At 47.8% G+C, this 18,070-nt stretch carries 18 protein-coding genes; all 18 read left to right on the top strand.

Features of this window, described 5'->3' with window-relative positions:
* Positions 1-118 precede the first annotated feature (118 nt).
* On the top strand, positions 119-562 hold the full coding sequence (locus tag SPL68_RS14130) for a type IV pilin protein (protein WP_323815819.1): 444 nt from the start codon (positions 119-121) through the stop codon (positions 560-562).
* Positions 559-1,059 carry a pilus assembly FimT family protein gene (locus SPL68_RS14125; protein WP_323815818.1) on the top strand — a complete coding sequence of 167 codons (501 nt, stop codon included), beginning with the start codon at positions 559-561 and terminating at the stop codon, positions 1,057-1,059. Before SPL68_RS14130 ends, SPL68_RS14125 begins: the two co-directional genes overlap by 4 nt.
* The gene (locus SPL68_RS14120) at positions 1,022-1,486 is read left to right on the top strand and encodes a hypothetical protein (protein WP_323816058.1); all 465 of its coding nucleotides are present in this window, start codon (positions 1,022-1,024) and stop codon (positions 1,484-1,486) included. Before SPL68_RS14125 ends, SPL68_RS14120 begins: the two co-directional genes overlap by 38 nt.
* A complete protein-coding gene (locus SPL68_RS14115) occupies positions 1,476-2,147 on the top strand; it encodes a hypothetical protein (protein ID WP_323815817.1) in 672 nt (223 codons plus the stop codon). The genes SPL68_RS14120 and SPL68_RS14115 overlap by 11 nt, the downstream gene beginning before the upstream one ends.
* Before the next feature lie 47 nt (positions 2,148-2,194).
* A complete protein-coding gene (locus SPL68_RS14110) occupies positions 2,195-4,327 on the top strand; it encodes a hypothetical protein (protein ID WP_323815816.1) in 2,133 nt (710 codons plus the stop codon).
* 260 nt (positions 4,328-4,587) lie between these two features.
* Positions 4,588-5,841 carry a methyl-accepting chemotaxis protein gene (locus SPL68_RS14105; RefSeq protein WP_323815815.1) on the top strand — a complete coding sequence of 418 codons (1,254 nt, stop codon included), beginning with the start codon at positions 4,588-4,590 and terminating at the stop codon, positions 5,839-5,841.
* Between the two features lie 9 nt (positions 5,842-5,850).
* Positions 5,851-6,213: a response regulator gene (locus SPL68_RS14100; protein WP_323815814.1), complete on the top strand. Its 363-nt coding sequence runs from the start codon at positions 5,851-5,853 to the stop codon at positions 6,211-6,213.
* Positions 6,214-6,300: 87 nt separating this feature from the next.
* Positions 6,301-6,606 (top strand): STAS domain-containing protein, encoded by a 306-nt coding sequence (locus SPL68_RS14095; protein WP_323815813.1) that lies wholly within the window; start codon positions 6,301-6,303, stop codon positions 6,604-6,606.
* A 10-nt stretch (positions 6,607-6,616) separates the two neighbouring features.
* Positions 6,617-8,812, top strand: coding sequence for a chemotaxis protein CheA (locus SPL68_RS14090; RefSeq protein ID WP_323815812.1), 2,196 nt, complete (start codon positions 6,617-6,619; stop codon positions 8,810-8,812).
* Positions 8,809-9,318 (top strand): chemotaxis protein CheW, encoded by a 510-nt coding sequence (locus SPL68_RS14085; protein WP_323815811.1) that lies wholly within the window; start codon positions 8,809-8,811, stop codon positions 9,316-9,318. Before SPL68_RS14090 ends, SPL68_RS14085 begins: the two co-directional genes overlap by 4 nt.
* Before the next feature lie 48 nt (positions 9,319-9,366).
* A complete protein-coding gene (locus SPL68_RS14080; protein ID WP_323815810.1) occupies positions 9,367-11,025 on the top strand; it encodes a methyl-accepting chemotaxis protein in 1,659 nt (552 codons plus the stop codon).
* 88 nt (positions 11,026-11,113) lie between these two features.
* A complete protein-coding gene (locus tag SPL68_RS14075) occupies positions 11,114-12,742 on the top strand; it encodes a methyl-accepting chemotaxis protein (RefSeq protein WP_323815809.1) in 1,629 nt (542 codons plus the stop codon).
* 13 nt (positions 12,743-12,755) lie between these two features.
* The gene (locus SPL68_RS14070; protein ID WP_323815808.1) at positions 12,756-13,577 is read left to right on the top strand and encodes a CheR family methyltransferase; all 822 of its coding nucleotides are present in this window, start codon (positions 12,756-12,758) and stop codon (positions 13,575-13,577) included.
* 5 nt (positions 13,578-13,582) lie between these two features.
* Positions 13,583-14,089 (top strand): chemotaxis protein CheD, encoded by a 507-nt coding sequence (locus tag SPL68_RS14065; RefSeq protein ID WP_323815807.1) that lies wholly within the window; start codon positions 13,583-13,585, stop codon positions 14,087-14,089.
* 76 nt (positions 14,090-14,165) lie between these two features.
* Complete coding sequence (locus SPL68_RS14060; protein WP_323815806.1) at positions 14,166-15,212, top strand: protein-glutamate methylesterase/protein-glutamine glutaminase; 1,047 nt, start codon at positions 14,166-14,168, stop codon at positions 15,210-15,212.
* The gene (locus SPL68_RS14055; RefSeq protein WP_323815805.1) at positions 15,209-16,435 is read left to right on the top strand and encodes an EAL domain-containing response regulator; all 1,227 of its coding nucleotides are present in this window, start codon (positions 15,209-15,211) and stop codon (positions 16,433-16,435) included. Before SPL68_RS14060 ends, SPL68_RS14055 begins: the two co-directional genes overlap by 4 nt.
* 227 nt (positions 16,436-16,662) lie before the next feature.
* Positions 16,663-17,070 (top strand): SMU1112c/YaeR family gloxylase I-like metalloprotein, encoded by a 408-nt coding sequence (gene gloA2, locus SPL68_RS14050; protein ID WP_416377431.1) that lies wholly within the window; start codon positions 16,663-16,665, stop codon positions 17,068-17,070.
* Between the two features lie 48 nt (positions 17,071-17,118).
* Positions 17,119-18,051 (top strand): polysaccharide deacetylase family protein, encoded by a 933-nt coding sequence (locus SPL68_RS14045; RefSeq protein WP_323815804.1) that lies wholly within the window; start codon positions 17,119-17,121, stop codon positions 18,049-18,051.
* The last annotated feature ends 19 nt before the right edge of the window (positions 18,052-18,070 follow it).

Below are 18,070 nucleotides of genomic sequence, written 5' to 3'. Positions count from 1 at the left end.
GGTTTAACCCAAACTGGGCAGCGGAGCTTTATCTGCCATAAACCCCAATCAGCAACTTTGCATGCGCCCCCGGGGTTCACTCTTTAATTCTGTTAATTGTGGTGGTGAGGAATTACCCATGAGGTTACCCCTGCGTCCAGCGGTTATGGCATATGGTCAGAGCGCTTTTACGATGATTGAAATGATGATTGTGGTGGCAGTAGTGGCTATTTTGGCTGCAATTGCTTTGCCGTCGTACAACGGTTACATCATCAAAAGTGAGATGCGCAGTGCGCAGGCGGACTTGTTGGCGCTGAGCCTGAATTTTGAAAATCGTTATCAACGCACTTTGTCTTATCCAACTGTGGCAACCAACACCACGGCAGGTTTAGAAGACCAGTTTAAAGCCTGGACTCCAAGTGCCAAGACCAACTTTAGTTACTCGGTGACAGTTAATACCGCTACCGCGTATACCTTGCAGGCATCGGGCAGCGGTCGTCAAAGTGGCTGCATTATCACGCTTACCAATGAAAATGTACGAGCGGCATCAAATTGCAAATACGGCAATGGAGACTGGCTGTGAAACAGACAGGCATGACCTTAATTGAGGTGATGATTGTGGTGCTGCTGATCGGCCTCTTGTCGCTTGCGGCCTCGCCTTTCACTGGCGCCTGGATGAGAAGCTCGGATGTCAGCAAAACACTGGCCGCACTGGAGCAGGCGGTTGGTAGTGCCAAATCCACTGCGCTGCGTAACGAGGCGGGCGTATTGGGTGATGTAACTGCGGGTGCGCTCTGCCTGACTGATAACAACTTACAGTTGGTGACGGCTGTGGCGGGTGCTGCTGCGGTGGATTGCGCATCTGTGTCAGCTGCGGCTGTGCTTTGGTCAACCCGTATTCCTGAATCGGTCGATATCAAACTAGGTGATGCCGATTGGACCTGTAGCTGTTTTACCAATAAAGGATTGCTCTCATCGACCGCGGCCAACTGTGGCAGTTGCGGTACTAATTTGACGTTTACCGTTATATCGGGAGCCGGTAGTGATACTGAAGATCATGACACCCTTAGCTTGTACTAAATCTGTGAACAAATCTGCTGAATCGCAAAAGGGCGGCATGTTGATCGAGTCCCTGATTGGCTTGTTGATTCTGAGCTTGATCGGTGGCGGGGTGATGCACTCTACCGCGCGTATGACCTCATCCCAGCATGAGATGACACTGAACAGCTTGGCGGTTAGCCAAATGCGCACCATGTTGATGACTCGCTCCGATGCTGGCGCCGATTTGTGCACTGGCAGCCATAGTCTCTCACTGCCCGGTCAGGCTGAAGCCCAGACTTTGACAGTAAGAGGTTGTGCAACGGCGCCAGCCAAGATCAATGGCATTCGGATTGGCGGTTCTGCGTTGGCGGAGCAAACAGTTGATGCCATCCAACCCTTGGTATTGGAAGTTGGGCGGGGTGATGCCTTGGTGCGCGTTGGTGGAGCTGTCGCCAATGGCAACTAATGCTCCTTCTTTTATATCTCGCCAAAAAGGCATGACTCTGGTCGGGTTGATGGTGGGTTTACTGCTATCGATGATCAGCATTGTTGCGGCAATGATGCTCTACCAGAATCTGGTTAAGGTTTCGATTGAGTCGCGTACCGATGCGGCGCAAGACGGGCAGTTGGCTTCGGCCATGTTGAGTTTGCAACTGGAGCTGCAGTCGGCCGGTTTTGGTATCGCAACAACTGATCCGGGTACGCACATCCAATTGGTTGCTGGCCCACCGCAAACCCTTTATTGGCGCTATCGCGATGGTGGCAGTTACGCCTGTCGCGGCTTTCGCATTCAGGATCTTGAAGACAATACCCGCCGCCAGTTGCAATTGCTGACCTTACCGGCGGCGGCTTGTAGCGCCAGCGGGGTTTTGTCGAGCCTTCCCGGTTGGGATGATTCATCGGTGTTGGCGGAGTTTCGTGCGTCTGCCGCTGCTAATGCAGGTCTTCCGGCGATTGGGCTAAGTCTGGCAGTGCAGAGCTGTTTTCCCTACGGCATGGGCGAGGCCGCCAACCATCAAATGGTAACTGTGACTGCCGATAACGCGGCGCGCCGTGCAGCTGTCGATGCGAGTGTGGCAGCGCCTAATGCCCCCTTGGTGTACAACTTTTGTTTGCCGAATATTTAACCCATTAATTTTGATCGCTTCACTATTGAGTTAGTTGAGTAGCATTTATGACAGCTTCTTTAATTACTGCACTAAAGCGACGTTCGCATCTTTTATCTGCGGCGCGCGCCCATAGTCAGCGCGGTGTGGCCACTATTCTGGTAATTCTGATGGTGGGCGTGGGTTTGGTGACTGTATCGCTCGGCACTCTACATACGGTTCGCAGTGCACAGGAGCGCCAGTTGGTGGCGCATGCGCAGGTGAATTCACAGGCGGGGGTGTGGGCGGCGGTCGATGTGGTGCGTCAGTATCTGCAAACCCTGAGTGCGGCGCAGCTGAACGTGCTGGATATCAATCAGCCCTGGACAATTACCGGCACTGAAGGGCTTGCCCAGACAGTTACTATCACCGGCGTTATCACTCCGGTTGCACCTTCAATGCCTTACCGTATTAACGCACAGGTTCAGGCCACTGCTGAGGCAGCAAGGTCATCATCGGTATTGGAGGTTGTGTATGAAGTGACGCCAGGTACCGCGCCAGACCATTTTGAGCTCAATGGCATTCTAGACTTCTACAACGATTTGAACGTGGGCGGTGGGATTACGTTGAATGTTCCCGGCGGCGCCAACTTTAATGTTGATGGTGACTTCAGGGCTGAAAGTGCCAGTGTCAGCGGTATTGGTTTGGGGCGCTTGGGTGTAACGGGCGATATTGTTATCGGCTCTGCGATTGATGCGGCTGAAGTATGGGGGCGCAACATAACGCTTACTGGTAGTGCATCTGTTAAACAAGCTTATGCATTTGGAACGCCAGTTGATGAAGGCGGCACGGTTGCGGGTGGCGCTATCACCGCAAAGGCGGCGACCTGCTGTGGCAACTTCAGCATGACTGGCGGCACCTCGGCAGAAGGTGCTCATGCGAATGGCAACGTGGTGTTAAATGGTGGCGGTGTTCCTCTGGTTGAGGCCAGAGGCAATGTTGAGGTTAAAAGTGGTGGCGTGACTCACGGTACCATCAAGGTGAGCAAAAATGCCGTAGTGACTAATGGTAATGGGGCGACCAGTTTGGAGGCGGGTGGGAATATTTCACTTTCGGGGAGCTTTACCGCGCCAGGAATTACCGCGACAGGCAATATCACCTGTGGTAATGCTTGGTGGCCAACATATCCATCGCTTCGCGCTGGCGGAACTATCACAAGTTGTAATAACGGTGGTTTAAGCAACAACCATCCCGGCCTCAATCCAGCGCCGGTGATTATCCCAATGGACAAGTTGCCACCAGTGCAATTGTCTCGGCCTACAGTAAATGCATGGCCATTACGCGCATCGGCTAACTATGCTTTTGAATTTATTGGCGGCCATTTAATGGTGACGGTCAAAAATGTAAATGGCATTGTGGACGATACCTATTATGTGAAAGGTAATAGCAATAACCCGCGCGAGTACTTGTGTAAGGCTGTGGTGAATAATGTCTGCTCTCAACCGGTTGCGCCTTTTTGTAATGGTTACAGCGCTAACAATGCCTGTTTTTCGGTTGCCACGACGAGTGGCATATCTACATTAACTATTGCCGGTAACAGTATGCCGCCGGGCGTGGTCTGGTTTAAAGGCAGTTTGCATTTATCCAATGGTATCTACTACAACACATTTGTAGCGACGCACAATATTTCTACCGGCGGTAGATTTGTTAGCTATGCACTGAATTATGCAGCGGCTTACAAAACCAATCCCACTGATAGTGTTCGTAAAAATGCAGTCTGCAAAAACGAGTTTGATATCAGCGTAAAAACCAATGATTTTGCTACGCTTTATCCAACCAACTATTGCGATAGTGCGGGCACCTACACACCTAATGCCTTGGGGAATATAGGTATGTTGGCAGGTGGTTATGATCCAGCGACCAACCCGACTTCCAATACTGTTTATTCCGGCGGCTATATCAATCTGGGCGCAAGTAACTCTATTTACGGTACGGTTGTGGCGGGCAATTTGTTGAATACCGGCGGTAGTACCACAATCTACGGCTATATTTCAGCAGCTGGTTTGCAGATGAGTGATGCCGATAACAACCTCGGTGGTTCAACCACTGTTGATGTTACTAACTTGCCCGATGGCTATACCCCCAATGAAATTCCCGATATGAGCGGCGGAACTCCGGGTGTGACCGCCGAAGCAAAAGTGCTCTGGACGCGCTATCTGTAATCAGTTTGATTCTATCGATCATGAAAACGGCGCAGAGAATGAATAATCCCTGCGCCGTTTTTTTATCTCTTCATAAAAAATTGCTTAAAAAAATTCATTTATTGTCGTCTTTGCTTCTGAGTAGATTCACTCAGATGTGCTGTTTTGACACCTATATAAACGCCGTCTATACCTAGTAAAACCACTCGATTGCACTTCATGCAGTGATAATTATTTACAACACTCTGCGTGTTTGCGCTGGACTCAGACGGATAACATCAATGAATAACCAACCTTTCTTCGGGAATATTCCCTCCGCCTCTGCTTTGCACGTACAGCGTGGATCATCAAATAGTCTGCTGTTAGGCGCTATTGCCGTCATGGGGGTGATTGGTTTGATATTGCTGTCGCTTGCACAGCTTGGCCTGATATGGAAAGCCCTGTTGCTGATTGCGATAGTTGTCGCAGCGATACTTGCAGGTATGCAGGCGATGCAATTTGCCAAGCGCGAAGCTGATGCTCAAGCCGAATTAACACAAGCCAGAGGTGGTCAGCAGCTCGCGCAAATGTATCGCCCGATTCTGGAAAACTATCAGCATTTACTAAAAGAAATTCTCCCCTTGTGGCAGCGCCAAACTGAATTGGCACGGCATCAACTTGAAGAAAGCATCACTGAATTGGTCGGTCGTTTTTCCGATATTCATCAACGCCTGCAAGCAGCAGTTGCCAGTTCATCGTCTACGGCGAGTAGCATGAAAGGCGATAACGGTTTGGGCGGTGTGATTCATTTTGCCAATGATGAGTTGAGCCAAATCACTCGTACTTTACGTCAGGCAATTGAACAGCGCGATGAGCTGCTCACGGAAATTTCCGGCCTGTCAAAAATCACCGTTGAATTGAGCGGAATGAGCGCTGAAGTTGCGGGCATTGCATCGCAAACCAATTTGCTTGCGCTCAATGCGGCGATTGAAGCGGCGCGTGCTGGTGAATACGGGCGCGGTTTTGCTGTGGTCGCGGATGAGGTGCGCACTCTATCAACTCGTTCAGGCGAAACCGGTGCACGCATTGGTCGCCGTATCGAGCAAGTGAATTCCGCTCTGCAAACCACGCTTGATCGCACCGCTGAATATGCCGCAGAAGACAACACTCGCCTTACTCAATCCGAATCTTCTATTGCGCAGGTGCTTGAACAATTTCAGCACTCCAGCGAAAACATTTTGCAGTCTGCGCAAGTGCTGGAACATGAAAGTGCTGCGGTGCAAACCAGCGTGGAAGAAGTGCTGGTCAATTTGCAATTTCAGGATCGCGTAAGCCAAATTTTAGGTCACGTTATCGACGATATGGAGAAGTTGGTCGGTGCTATTGCCGATCAGGAAACCCGTTTGCGTCACGGCGAGCCTGTAGTGGAAATCGATACCGGCGAATGGCTGCGTTCGCTGCAAAAAACCTATACCACTTTAGAGCAGGTTGATGTGCATCGCGGAAGTGACGCCCAAGCGAAAGGCTCAAACAATTCAGAAATCACGTTTTTCTAGGAGTAGTGAATGTCCAAAGTAATTCTTGTTGTAGATGATTCTGCAAGTGTAAGACAAGTGGTGGGTATAGCACTGCGTGGTGCTGGTTACACAGTGGTAGAGGCGGTTGATGGAAAAGACGCACTAACCAAGTTGGATGGTCAGAAAATCAATTTGGTTATTTCAGATGTGAACATGCCCAATATGGATGGCATTAGCTTTTTGAAAGAAATGAAAACAAAACCAAATTACAAATTTACTCCGGTAATTATGCTCACCACCGAAGGTGCGGAAGAGAAAAAGCGTGAAGGTCAGGCTGCTGGTGCCAAAGCCTGGATTGTAAAACCTTTCCGCCCAGAGCAAATGCTGCAAGCAGTTTCCATGCTGATTTAAGGGGCATCGCTGATCTAAGGGGCATCGCTGATCTAAGGGACATCGCTGATCTAAGGAACATCTGAAAAATCTCAGGATTAATTGGCCATGAATATTTCGCGCAAAAAAAACAAAGATACCACCACGCTCATTTTTGAAGGTGATCTGACAATCTATTGTGTTACCCAAGTTAAAGATGAGCTATTTGCGGATTACGAAAAAATGGCCGATAAAATCGCGCTGGATTTGTCGAGTGTAGGTGAAATCGATACCGCCGGTGTTCAGCTCTTGCTCTTTGCAAAAAAGTTTTTTGCGTCTGTTCGTCGCCCATTATTTATTACTAAAAGCAATGAGTCGGTAGAAAGCGTGTTGACGGCGCTGGATGTTAGCACTCAATTTGCCTTGGAATCATAAGGAATTTACTATGAATCTCGATGGCGCTTTACAGACGTTTTTTGCAGAAGCAGATGATTTGCTCAATTCGATGGAGGCTGCATTACTGCGTCTGGATGATGGCGATCAGGATATGGAAACCATCAACGAAATTTTTCGAGCTGCGCACACTATTAAAGGTTCAGCGGGTTTGTTTGGGCTGAATGATATCGTCAGTTTTACCCACACTGTTGAAAATGTGTTGGATCGTGCGCGCGATGGGAAAATCACTATCAGCGGCGATCTGTTAAGTATTTTATTGCCTTGCCGCGATCACATATCGGTATTGGTTGAGAATGCAAAATACGAACGCACAAATGATGCGGAATGTCTCGCTCAGGGTGAGGCGCTACTTGAATCACTAAGCCCTTGGTTGGACGCTGAATCGCATCCAGCTAAGTCTGCTGTTGCCACAAAAGCGAGCGAGCAACAAATGAGTGCCAGCGCGGAATCCGATCATGAGTCTTGGCATATCTCGGTACGCTTCGGTCCAGATTTGCTGCGCAACGGTATGGACCCTTTATCTATTCTGCGTTTTCTGCGCACTCTTGGTGAGATAACACATATCACTACCTTGGCTGATCATTTACCTCCGTTTAATGATTTTGATCCGGAACAATTGTATCTCGGTTTTGAGATAACACTGGTCAGTAGTGCAACTCAACAGCAAATTGAAGATGCATTTATGTTCGTGCGCGATGAGTCGGATATCAAAATTATTCCGCCGCGCAGCAATGTTGATGCCTATGTCAATCTGATTAAATCCCTGCCGGAAAATCCCCAGCGTTTGGGCGAAATTTTAGTAAAAAGTCATGCCATCAGCTTTCAGGAATTGGATGCCGCATTGGCGACACAAAAGCATCAGGCAAAAACCACTGGTGCGGTTGGTATGTTGGGCGATATTTTAGTTGAAGAACAGGCTGTGCCGGTTGAGATTGTCAACGCAGCACTGGATAAACAAAAGAAAAATAACGAGAAAAAGAGTTCAGGTGAGAACCGTTTTATTCGGGTTGATGCCGAGCGTTTGGATGTTCTGATTAATTTGATTGGCGAATTGGTTATCAATCGTCAGCGTGTGGATTTGCTCTCATCCAAAATGGGTAATTCAACGCTGATTGAAGCGGTCACCGCAATGGGCAATTTTACCGAAGCAATTCGCGATGCCGCGCTCACTCTGCGTATGGTTCCTATTGGTGATACTTTCCAAAAATTTCGCCGTGTAGTGCGCGATACCGCCAAATCTATTGGCAAAGAAATTGAGCTGGAAATTGAAGGCGCTGAAACTGAACTTGACCGCTCAATGGTAGAAAAACTCAACGATCCGCTTATGCACATTGTGCGCAATGCAATGGATCACGGTATTGAAGCTATTGCGGTGCGGCAATCGCGCAACAAACCCGATGCGGGCACCATCAAACTCACTGCGCGCCATGACGCAGGCAATATTGTGATAGGTATTCACGATGATGGCGGCGGCCTGGATGTAGAGCGCATTCGCAAAAAAGCGATAAACAACGGGTTAATTGAAGAGGGTGTTCATCTCTCGCGTCAGGAATTATTTCAATTGATTTTCCATCCGGGGTTATCGACGGCCGAACAGGTGACTAACTTATCCGGGCGCGGCGTGGGTATGGATGTGGTCAAGCGCAATATCGAAGAGCTGCAAGGTGGAATTGAGATTGAAAGTGAAGTGGGTATTGGTACCAGCTTCAGTATTCGCTTGCCCTTAACGCTTGCCATTATCGATGGGTTTCATGTCACTGCCGAAAAAATCGATTTTATTGTTCCTCAAAATACCATTCTTGAATGTGTTGATCTGAATTCGCTAAATCATGTACGCGGACAGAATTGCGTTAATTTACGTGGCGATCAGGTTCCTTATATTCGGTTGCGTGAAATATTTTCATTGCAGCCGGGTGAACATGGGCGTGAAAAAATTGTGGTTGTGCAGTTTGGTGAAAAGCGTGCGGGCATAGTGGTGGATGAATTGCACGGCGAGATACAAACCGTTGTAAAACCCATGGGGCCTATTTTTCAGGCGCTCAAAGGTATCGGCGGCTCCAGTTTGTTGGGGACTGGCGCAGTTGCCTTGATTTTGGATATTCAACAATTAATTGGCTTCGCTATTAATCGCGAACATATACGCAACAATGCCTTTACTGTGAGTGCGCAGGAGCAAGAAGAATGAATCAATCCACTAGAGCCAAAAAAAATCAAACGGCTGAAGTCATCAAACAATATTTAACGTTTCGCATTGGTGATGAAAACTATGGTTTGGAGTTGTCGCAAACGCGCGAAATTATTGAATACAGCGGCATCACTGAAGTTCCGTTAATGCCAAATTTTTTACGTGGTGTAATCAATTTGCGTGGTGATGTTGTACCGGTTATTGATCTTGCCGTGCGTTTGGGGCGAAAGCCAATTGAGGTGCAAAAACGCACCTGCATTATTGTAGTTGAGCTGCAAAATAATGAGCAAAATCATGTGTTGGGTTTGCTCGCTGATTCGGTCAGTGAAGTGATTGAGATGAATGATGAGAATATTGAGGATGCGCCTTCATTTGGTGCCAATATTCGCGCTGATTTCATTCAGGGAATTGCCAAGCGGGACGACGAATTTGTGGTGCTGCTGGATGCCAATAGTGCGTTGTCCATACGGGAACTGGCACATCTGGTCGAAGCCCAGTTGCAGTAATTTCCCCAACAATATTGATCTCGTTAATCAATTAAATCGAGAATAAAAATGTTTAATCAACTCACGTTAAAATTCAAAATAATCTTGCTCAGTATTCTGATTGTACTTGGCTTATCTGTTTTGGGTGCAACGGCTTATTTGCAGATTAGCTCCTATAACAAAGTGGTAGCAGAGACATCCAAAACCGTTCAGGTGAGAGCTGAGTTTTTGGCTGAGGTTGAAAATGCGGCTATTGGGTTCAAAACGCAGGTGCAAGAGTGGAAAAATATTTTGCTGCGCGGGAATGACCCTGAGCAATTTATGAAATACGCGGACGGTTTCAATAAAGAAGAAAAAATGGTTCAGGCTCGCCTTGCCAACGCTATGGCGTTGCAAAAAGACAACAAAGAAACGCTGGATGCGATTGAGCTATTGCAAAAAGAGCATGCCGGATTGGGGGTGAAATACCGTGAAGCCTTGCAGTCGTTTGATCAGGAAAATGCTGAGACAGGAAAGCTCGTCGATAAAATGGTGAGCGGGATGGATCGCGAAACTAGCAAACAAATGGAAGAGCTGGCCGAAAAAACCTTATTGGAGTTCGATCTATTTTTAGAGGAGTCATCCGAAAAGACTGAAAAAATCTATGCCGACACTCTTCGCTTGCTGCTGATTATTTGTGTTGTTGCTCCTGCGGTTATTATCGCAGTGATGGTATTTATTTTTCGCAATATGTTTAATTTGCTGGGTGGTGAGCCAGCGTATACGGCGAGTGTGGTGTCACAGGTTGCGGATGGTTACCTCAATGTTGATATCCAACTTAAACAAGGAGACAGCAAATCTCTGCTCGCTAGTGTGGCCAATATGAGCAAGCAATTGGCTGGCATTATCGGTGATGTACGCAGTTCTGCCGATGCCTTGTCTTCTGCTTCAGAAGAAGTTAATGCTACCGCGCAATCTCTCGCCAAGGGTGCCTCTGTGCAGGCAGCTAGCGTAGAAGAAACCTCTGCTTCTATGGAGCAAATGTCTGCTTCCATTTCGCAAAATAGTGAAAACGCAAAAGTGACCGATGGAATGGCGCAAACCGCCGCACGCGATGCAGCAACTGGCGGCGATGCGGTGATGGGAACTGTAGAGGCTATGCAAAAAATTGCAGAGCGAATTGGTGTTATTGATGATATCGCCTACCAAACCAATTTGCTTGCATTAAATGCCGCTATTGAAGCCGGGCGTGCCGGTGAACATGGGCGCGGTTTTGCGGTAGTGGCATCAGAAGTGCGCAAGCTTGCTGAGCGCAGTCAGGTTGCTGCACAAGAAATCGGCACACTTGCATTGGATACCGTAAAGCGTGCGGAAAATGCAGGAATTTTGTTAAAAGATATGGTTCCCGCTATTCGCAAAACAGCAGATTTGGTGCAGGAAATTGCCGCTGCCTCTGCTGAGCAAAATGTCGGTGTTGCGCAAATTAATGCCGCAATTGGTCAGGTCAGCCAAACAATGCAGCAAAATGCAGCCGCATCAGAAGAATTAAGTTCTACGTCAGAAGAAATGAGTGCGCAGGCTATCCGGCTGCAAGAAGCCATGACTTATTTCAAGCTGGGTAATAATCAAAGTGGTAAATCAGTTAAGAAAACTCCACCTGCATCAAAAACGACTCCGAAATCATCCAATACTAAAAATCACTCTATGAATGAAGATGAACTTGATGGAAGTTTTGTGCGTTTTGGTTAGTGATGAACCTGTTGGGTTTGCTGCAAAAAATAATGGGGCTGGTGTAATGCCCAGCCTGTTTAATTCGTGAAAAAGTATGGAGTTAAAAATGACCGTCGCCAAAAAAATGATACTGCTGGTGGCTACTGCATTGTTGGGGATTATTGTTCTTGCCGCATCTTCTCAATTGCAGATCAATTCAGTATTTAATCAAACCAATTACACAAATGAAAATATTATTCCCAGTATGCGCGTGCTAACGAGCTTGAGAGGGAATGTTTACGTATATCGCATTCGCTTAAGTCGCATGGTGCTAAATACTGACCCTTCAAAAAATGAAACTATTGAAGCCGATTTAATGAAGGCGAAGACAGATATCGATAATGGTATTAAAGAGTACGCAACACTGCTGGCAGATGAACAAGATAGGGTGTTGTTTGAAGCGGATAAAAAACAACTGGAAAATTTTATGGCGTTTATGCCAGCCATTTTAGATGCCGCCAACAAAAACCAGGTAAATGAGGCCATGGCTTTGGTGGAGGGCACAGTAGATGCCGCACGCGATATGACGGCGGCATTAAATGAACACGTCGCTTACAACCTGACGCTCGCTGAAAATGCCAAAAATGCTGCTCTTGCTACCAAAGCAAATGCTGCCACGCTTTCGGTAATTATTGCGGTCATAACCTTGGCTGCAATTACCTTGATCGGTTTTTTTATTGCACGCAATTTGCTGCGCCAGCTTGGCGGTGAGCCAGACTATGCTGCTGCGGTAGTGGCCAAAATTGCTGCGGGGGATTTAACGCAGGATGTCAATGTAAAGCAGGGTGATACTTCCAGTATGTTGGCGGCGATTCGCGAAATGTCCAACTCACTTTCGCAAATTTTAGGTGAAGTGCGCAGCTCGGCTGATGCCTTGGCATCGGCATCGGAAGAAGTGAACGCAACGGCTCAATCCTTGGCGAAAGGCGCCTCTGTGCAAGCGGCGAGTGTTGAAGAAACCTCGGCTTCTATGGAGCAAATGTCTGCATCGATTATGCAAAATAATGAGAATGCCAGTATTACCGATGGCATGGCTCAAAAAGCGGCGACAGATGCATCAACCGGAGGCAGTGCTGTGGCCAGCACCGTCGATGCAATGCAAAAAATTGCTGACCGTATCAGTGTGATTGATGACATCGCCTATCAAACTAATTTGCTTGCGCTTAACGCAGCAATTGAAGCTGGGCGTGCGGGCGAGCACGGTCGTGGGTTTGCAGTGGTTGCATCGGAAGTGCGTAAACTCGCTGAGCGTAGCCAAGTGGCGGCGCAGGAAATTGGTTCGCTTGCAGGTGAGACAGTCAGCAAAGCTGATAACGCCGGGAAACTTCTGCAGGAGATGGTTCCGTCTATTCGTAAAACTGCTGATCTGGTACAAGAAATTGCAGCGGCATCTACCGAGCAAACTGCGGGCGTCAATCAAATTAATGCCGCAATTGGCCAAGTAAGTCAGACCATGCAACAAAACGCGGCGGCGGCAGAAGAGTTGAGCTCAACTTCAGAGGAGCTTAGCTCCCAGGCGTTGCGCTTGCAGGAGGCTGTAAGTTATTTCACGTTAACTACACATGATGCGCGTAATTCTTACACCAGAGCTGTAACTTCAACGCCTTCTTCCGTCCAATCTGCTCCGCAGCGAAAAAAAGCGGATAAAAAAATTCAAGACGATGATTTGGATAAAAACTTTGTGCGTTATTCATAACAAGAGCTAAACCATGCAAATGGAAAGTACTACGCCGATTCCGACAGAAAAAGAGTTTCAGTTATTTCAACAGCTTATTCAGGATAAATTAGGCATTTTTTTGCCTGCACAGAAAAAGGCGTTATTAAGCAACCGGCTATGGAAGCGTTTGCAAGCTTGCAAGGTGACGGGGTTTGGTGATTACTATCGTTTGATTCAAAGCCCGCAAGGCAAAAATGAGCTGAGCCTTGCGTTGGAGTTGATCACGACCAATGAAACCTATTTTTTTCGTGAGTCAAAACATTTTGACTATCTGCAACAGGAAATATTGCCCGCATTAAAACCGGGCAATAATTTTCGTGTGTGGAGTGCCGCATCATCCACCGGCGAGGAACCTTACAGTATTGCGATGGTGTTAAAAGATCGCTGTCAGTGTGAGTGGGAGCTGCTGTGTTCTGATGTGAATCGCACTGTGGTGGAGCAGGCCAAGATAGGTATTTATCCTGAAATGCGCACCAAGAATATTCCGCCGGAATATTTGCGCCGTTTTTGTCGCAAGGGAATCGGCCCCCAACAAGGCAACGTGAGAGTTACTGCTGACCTGCGCGAGGCAACGCAATTTTTCACTTTGAATTTGCATGAGGATTTTCCGGATATCGGAAAGTTTGATCTGATATTCCTGCGCAATGTGCTGATTTATTTTGAAAATGAGAATAAACAGAAAATTTTGAGCCGCATTGCCGATAAATTAAAACCGGGCGGGATTTTGTTTGTTGGGCACTCGGAAAGTTTACATGGAATAGGTACGCGGTTTGCGCCTATCCAACCTGCTATTTATCGTCTGATCGGGCGTTGATATTTATGGCTGTAGTGCCAATTATCAAACCACTGCACAGTATTCATCCGGGTGAGTGGTATTTTGGTGCTGAATATGAGCGTTTGCACACGGTATTGGGTTCCTGTGTTGCGCTCACAGTGTGGCACCCTCGGCTGAAAATCGGTGGCATGTGTCACTATTTGCTCGCCAATATGCCAACCTCAAGGAACGGTGGAAGTTTACAAAGCTTGGGATCTATTGGCGATTGTCGTTATGCCGTTCATGCCTTGGCACAGATGAAAAAAGTTATGCAAGCTTATGCCGATATCAATGAGTATCGGCTTGGGTTGTTTGGCGGCGGCGATATGTTTGCGTATCGTTCGCCCAAATCCATAGGTCAGGACAATATCGCCTATGCTTGCCAATGGTTGCGGCGTGAAAAACTCCAGCCTGCCCAGACCGATGTTGGTGGTTCTATCTCCCGCTCATTAATGTTGATTCTTACCACCGGTGAAATTCAGTTAAAGCATTATCAAATGAATCACTCCTGAAGGTTTATGACTAAACTGATAAGGCATCATTAATGATGTGTTAGTCAGAATAAAACGCACAAAAAAGTGAGCGCTTATGGCAATTGATGTATTGGTTGTAGATGATTCCGCAGTTGTGCGTCAGGTATTGAGCGGGGTGCTTAATGAAGCGCCGGATATTAGCGTTTATGCCACTGCATCAGATCCGATTTTTGCCCAGCAGCAGATGCAAAAAAAATGGCCAGATGTCATCGTATTGGATATCGAAATGCCTCGCATGGACGGTTTGACCTTTCTGCGCCAGCTGATGCATGAAAAACCTACGCCGGTGATTATCTGCTCATCGCTTGCTGAAAAAGGTGCCGAGTTAACTCTGCAGGCATTGTCGGCGGGGGCGATTGATATCATCACCAAGCCGCAATTAGGTGTTAAGGATTTTTTACTCGAAGCAAAACATTTGCTCTGGCAAACCGTGCGTGCTGCTGCAGGTGCGCATGTAGCGCGTCGCGCCGCAGCGCCAGATACTAAAAAAACAGTAGCTCCTTTACCTGCATCGGATTTGGTTGCTATGACCGCAACCACTGACTCAATCATAGTGATTGGAACCTCAACCGGCGGTACTCAGGCACTGGAAGAAATTCTCACCAAAATTCCGCGCACCTGCCCGGGCATTGCTGTGGTGCAACATATGCCAGAAAAATTTACGGCGGCCTTTGCAAAGCGTTTGGATGATTTGTGTGAAGTGGATGTAAAAGAAGCGGAAAGCGGCGATCGTCTGATTCCCGGGCGTGTACTTATCGCACCAGGTGGCCATCATCTCGAAGTGCAGCGTTCAGGTGCGCAATACATCGCTAAGGTGTTTCGCGGGCCGAGTGTGAATCGCCATTGCCCATCGGTTGATGTGTTGTTTCGCTCTGCGGCACGTGCCGCCGGGCGCAATGCCATGGGGATTATCATGACGGGAATGGGTGACGATGGCGCAAGGGGCCTATTGGAAATGCGACAAGTGGGATGTAGAACCATCGCGCAGGATGAACGCTCCTGTGTTGTTTTTGGAATGCCGAAAGAGGCGATCAGCCTCGGTGCTGCAAAAGAGGTGATGTCGTTATCACAAATCCCCGCCGTGTTGGGAGGCAAAGCATGAGCACGGCTATCTCCAGATTAAGTGTATTGATCACTGATGACAGTTTAACCCAGCGCCAGTATGCAAAAGAGCTGTGCCAGGATCTTGGTGTGAGTGACCTGCATGATGCGGCCAATGGCGCAGATGCCTTGGACGTTTTGGGTACTCGACCAGTCGATGTGGTACTGGTTGATCTTGAAATGCCGGTGATGGATGGTGTCGAGCTAATCCGGCTCATGGCACAGAAAAAATATGCCAGTAGCGTGATTATTCTCAGTGCTAAAGATCCCATTTTAATTGCCAGTGTCGGCACTATGGCCGAAGCCGACGGCCTGCATGTGTTGGGCACCTTCCAAAAACCCTTATTGCCCGATGCGCTCGAATGCAGTTTGGCGCGTTTTATTCAGGATGCAAAAGCCAAGATATCTGAGCCAGTTGATGTGCCTGAAAATGAGGTTACCGCTGTGGAGCTGGGGCAGGCGCTTGTCAATGGTGAATTAACTTTGGCCTATCAACCAAAATTGACAGTGCAGGGGCTAATTCTGAAAGGTGTTGAAGCCTTGGCGCGCTGGCGTCATCCAACCAAGGGGATGATTTCTCCCGGCGAGTTTATTCCGCTTGCTGAGCGCCACGGCATGATCGACAAGCTTACCCGCCATTTAATGAAGCTCGCGTTTGAACACAAATACCAATGGCAAAATTACGGTTTGCGTTTCAATCTCGCATTCAACTTGTCGCCATTGTCACTGGCGGATTCCGACATGGTGGATTGGCTGTGCAAGCTTGCGGATGATCACGGCATTGCGCCATCCGAAATTACGTTTGAGGTAACGGAAAATGCCTTGCTCGGTGAGCTGGCCAGTGCGATTCGCACTCTGGCTCGGTTGCGCTTGAAAGGCTTTCATATCGCCATCGATGATTACGGCACTGGTTTCGCCAACGCGCAGCAACTTTCGCGTGTACCTGCGACAGAATTAAAAATTGATCGCTCGCTGATCCATCGCGCCGCTGCGCGCCCACAACAATTGACGATTTTAACCAGCACTGTCGAGCTGGCTAAAAACCTGAATTTGGCAACGGTAGCCGAAGGTGTAGAAACCGAGGAAGACTTCTTGATCGTACGCGATTTGGAAGTTGATCTGGTGCAGGGCTATTACTTTTCCAAACCATTGTTTCCCGAGGATTTACTCGCCTTTATCAAAACCGGTTTAAGCCAAATGCGACGGCAGCATGAAGCTAAATGAATAGATGAGATCCCGGCTTTGTCCGGGATTTTTTTATGCACAGTATTTCATCTGGGGCGAATTGAAATAGAGGCGGAAAAGAGGCTCTGAGCTGTTCAGATAAGATACAGCTTAAAACGGTCAGCATATTGCCACAGGCTGCACTCCGCACTTTGCTGATCCGGGCGTTATACTAAGCTGCCGTGTTGATGATTGAGACACATTGTGTTGAGCAGAAGAGAGAGTGAATGAAAATGAGCCAAGCGGTATTGGATGCGGTTCATCATGTAGCCTTGATTTGTTCGGACTATGAAAAATCAAAGCACTTTTATGTTCAGATTTTAGGTTTGGCCGTGGTTGCCGAACATTATCGTGCTGAGCGCGCCTCCTGGAAGTTGGATTTGGCACTGCCGAATGGTACGCAGTTAGAGTTGTTCTCTTTCCCGGAGCCTCCTGCACGTCCATCGCGCCCTGAAGCCTGCGGTTTGCGCCATTTGGCATTTGTGGTGCGCGATCTCGATAGCTACGTTGAGCATTTGATCGCTAACGGGATTGCAGTAGAGCCGATTCGTGTTGATGAATATACTTTGAAGCGTTTTACCTTTTTTCAGGACCCCGATGGTTTACCCTTGGAACTGTACGAATTACCTGAATAAAACCTTCACATAATGTTTATATAACAACAACTTCAATGAGAATGACCTGTGCTGAAAAAACTATGGCTAGTTAGTTTATTGGCAGTTGTCGGGATGACGAATGCCAGCGTCACAAGTGCACGCGAGTTGGTAATTGCATTTGATAATACGCTACAAGATTCTACTTCCATGGATGCAATGGCGCGCTCGCAAATGTTGGTGCGCAATTTGGCGGTGGCGGGTGTACCCCAGGCGATGTTTTTGGTTAAAACCCGTGGTATTGATCAAAAAGGCAAGGCGCGTTTGGCGCTTTACAGTGATAAAGGCCATTTGCTAGTAAATGCCGGTCACGGGCAAAGTCTGGTGAGTAAAAGTGATCTCTATGCTTATGAGATCAGCATACTCAAAGCGAATCAGATTTTGCGTCGGTATCAGGGTTATAAAAAGCACGTGCATTTTTCCTATTTGCACGAATTTGGCGATGCCAATATCCAGCGCGGATTGGCTGATTTTTTACAAAAGCGCGGCTATTTTCCGGCCTTTACCGGAGTGAATAGCATGCGTGGAGTTGATGCCTATTTGAATCAGCTCTATGTAAAAAAAGTGCGCGCTAATCGCGCGGTAAATATGGCAGAGCTGGAAGCAGCTTATGTCGATATTTTTAGTCAGGCGCTCGCACAAGAGGATGCAAAAGCATTTAACTTGCTGGGCTACTCACCGCGCCAAGTGTTGGTACTGCAGGAAAATGATTTGGCTGCGTACTTTATAGTGGCATTGGTTGATCGCTTGATTGAGCAGGGCTGGACAATGCTTGCGGCAGAGGATGCGTTGAATGATCCTGTCGCCAACCCCATTGCAGCTAATCGCTGGGGCGCAAATGGTTATTTGAATTCGATTACCCGCTTGCCCGATGAACGTGTTGCTTATGCGCGTGTGCTAGGGGATCGAAAAGTTGAGGTGGATCAGTTTTTACAAGCGCGTGTTCCAGGCTTGCTTGAGTAGCATTGGTATTCAGCAATTG

The organism is Cellvibrio chitinivorans (assembly GCF_035117775.1).
GTDB lineage: Bacteria > Pseudomonadota > Gammaproteobacteria > Pseudomonadales > Cellvibrionaceae > Cellvibrio > Cellvibrio chitinivorans.
This window is presented reverse-complemented; position numbering and strand designations above follow the sequence as displayed.